Annotated in this window: 2 protein-coding genes; both read left to right on the top strand. The window is 64.0% G+C overall.

The window, feature by feature from the left end; all coding sequences use genetic code 11:
• Positions 1-32: 32 nt before the first annotated feature.
• Positions 33-503 (top strand): DUF2214 family protein, encoded by a 471-nt coding sequence (locus BG35_RS0109550; RefSeq protein WP_034418410.1) that lies wholly within the window; start codon positions 33-35, stop codon positions 501-503.
• Between the two features lie 9 nt (positions 504-512).
• Positions 513-2,114, top strand: a 1,602-nt coding sequence (gene mnmG / locus BG35_RS0109545) for a tRNA uridine-5-carboxymethylaminomethyl(34) synthesis enzyme MnmG (RefSeq protein WP_025782639.1), incomplete at its 3' end; no start/stop codon positions are given.

Raw genomic sequence — 2,114 nt, 5'->3', positions numbered from 1 at the left:
ATACGGTGAACCTGCGTCTCCTGTTGTTCTCCATGGGTCAGGTTTTAACCAGCGCGGTGATGGCCTACGTCCATGACCTCAGCTTCATGGTCTGTTTTGGCTCCCTCGTGATGGAGCGCCAGTTGATTCAGCCCAACCCTGACCGTCCCCGGGCCACCAGGATGGTCATCACCGACGTCATCTACGGCCTGGCGGCGCTGCTGCTGTTGGGCAGCGGCATCCTGCGGGTGCTCTATTTCGGGCAAGGGGCCGGCTTCTACACCCAGAACCCCCTCTTCTGGATCAAGGTGGGGGTGTTCCTGGCGGTGGGGGCGTTGTCCCTCTATCCCACCGTCACCTACATTCTGTGGGTGATTCCCTTGCGCAAAGGGGAGTTGCCCCGGGTGAGTGAGGCGTTGTCCACGCGCTTGGCCTGGATCGTCAACGTGGAGTTGGCGGGCTTTGCGTCCATTCCCCTGCTGGCGGCGCTGATGGCCCGTGGCGTGGGGCTTTCTGCCGCTTAGAATGAAACCGTGGATCATTCCTGCAGTGAGCAATTTGACGTGATCGTTGTGGGCGGCGGCCACGCCGGCTGCGAAGCCGCCTTGGCCGCCGCCCGGCTGGGTTGTTCCACCGCCCTGTTTACCCTCAATCTGGATCGCATCGCCTGGCAGCCGTGTAATCCTGCCGTGGGTGGTCCCGCCAAGAGCCAGTTGGTCCATGAGGTGGATGCCCTGGGGGGTGCCATTGGCCGCTTGGCGGACGCCCACGCCATTCAAAAGCGCCTGTTGAATGCAAGCCGCGGCCCGGCGGTGTGGGCGCTGCGGGCCCAAACCGACAAACGGCGCTATGCCCTTGGCATGCAACGGCTCCTGCAAGAACAACCCAACCTGTCCCTGCGGGAGGCCATGGTGACCGACCTGCTCACCAGCGGTAGCCGCAGCGAGGGCAACCTGCGGGTCCATGGGGTGGAAACCTATTTCGGGAGTCGCTACGGCGCCGAGGCGGTGGTGCTCACCACCGGCACGTTCCTGGGGGGACGCATCTGGATCGGCAGTCGTTCCCAAAGCGCCGGCCGGGCCGGGGAGGCTGCGGCAACAGGCCTGACAACTGCTCTCCAGCGGCTGGGGTTGGAGGTGGACCGTCTCAAAACCGGCACCCCCGCCCGGGTGGAGCGCGCCAGCGTGGCCCTGGAGGATCTGGAGGAGCAACCCAGTGACGCGGCGGATCGCTACTTCAGCTTTGATCCCGAGGCCTGGATCAGTGGTCCCCAACTCAGTTGCCATATCACCCGCACCACCGCCGCCACCCACCAACTGATCCACGACAACCTCCACCTCACACCCATCTACGGCGGCTTTCTGGATGCCAAGGGTCCCCGCTATTGCCCTTCCATCGAGGACAAGATCGTCCGTTTTGCCAAGAAGGAGTCCCACCAGATTTTTCTGGAGCCGGAGGGTCTTGACAGCCCCGAGCTGTATATCCAGGGCTTCAGTACAGGATTGCCCGAGGCCCTGCAATTGCAGTTGCTACGCACCCTGCCGGGGCTGGAACACTGCGTTATGCTGCGGCCCGCCTATGCAGTGGAGTACGATTACGTTCCCGCCACCCAGTGCTGGCCCAGTCTGGCGGTGAAAGGGATTCATGGCCTGTACACAGCGGGCCAGTTGAACGGCACCACCGGGTATGAGGAGGCCGCTGCCCAGGGCCTGCTGGCCGGTCTCAACGGGGCGCGGCAGGCGGGGGGTCAGCCTCCCCATGTGTTGTCCCGGGACAGCAGCTACATGGGCACCATGATTGACGACCTGGTGAGCAAGGATCTGCGGGAGCCCTATCGGGTCCTCACCAGTCGTAGTGAATATCGTCTCCTGCTGCGGGGCGATAACGCTGATCGACGGCTCACACCCATGGGCAGGGAATTGGGCCTGGTGGATGATCGCCGCTGGCGCGCCTTTGCAGCCAAGCAAAAGGCCATCCAGGCCCAGCAAGTCCTGTTGGAGACCACTCGCCTCAAAGCCAGTGATCCGGCGGGTGTGGCCCTGGCCAGGGCCAGTGGCGGCACCGTCAAGGGTTCCATCACGCTGGCGGAACTCCTGCGCCGCCCAGGGATCCACAGTGAACACCTGCGCCGCCAT

The organism is Candidatus Synechococcus spongiarum SH4, from assembly GCF_000586015.1.
Taxonomy (GTDB): domain Bacteria; phylum Cyanobacteriota; class Cyanobacteriia; order PCC-6307; family Cyanobiaceae; genus Synechococcus_B; species Synechococcus_B spongiarum_F.
The sequence above is the reverse complement of the archived record's forward strand: the minus strand, read 5'-3'. Positions and strand labels throughout refer to the sequence as shown.

Coding starts and splice junctions, on each gene's coding strand:
- BG35_RS0109550 (WP_034418410.1), top strand. CDS start 33: ATGGGTCAGGTTTTAACCAGCGCGGTGATGGCCTACGTCCATGACCTC.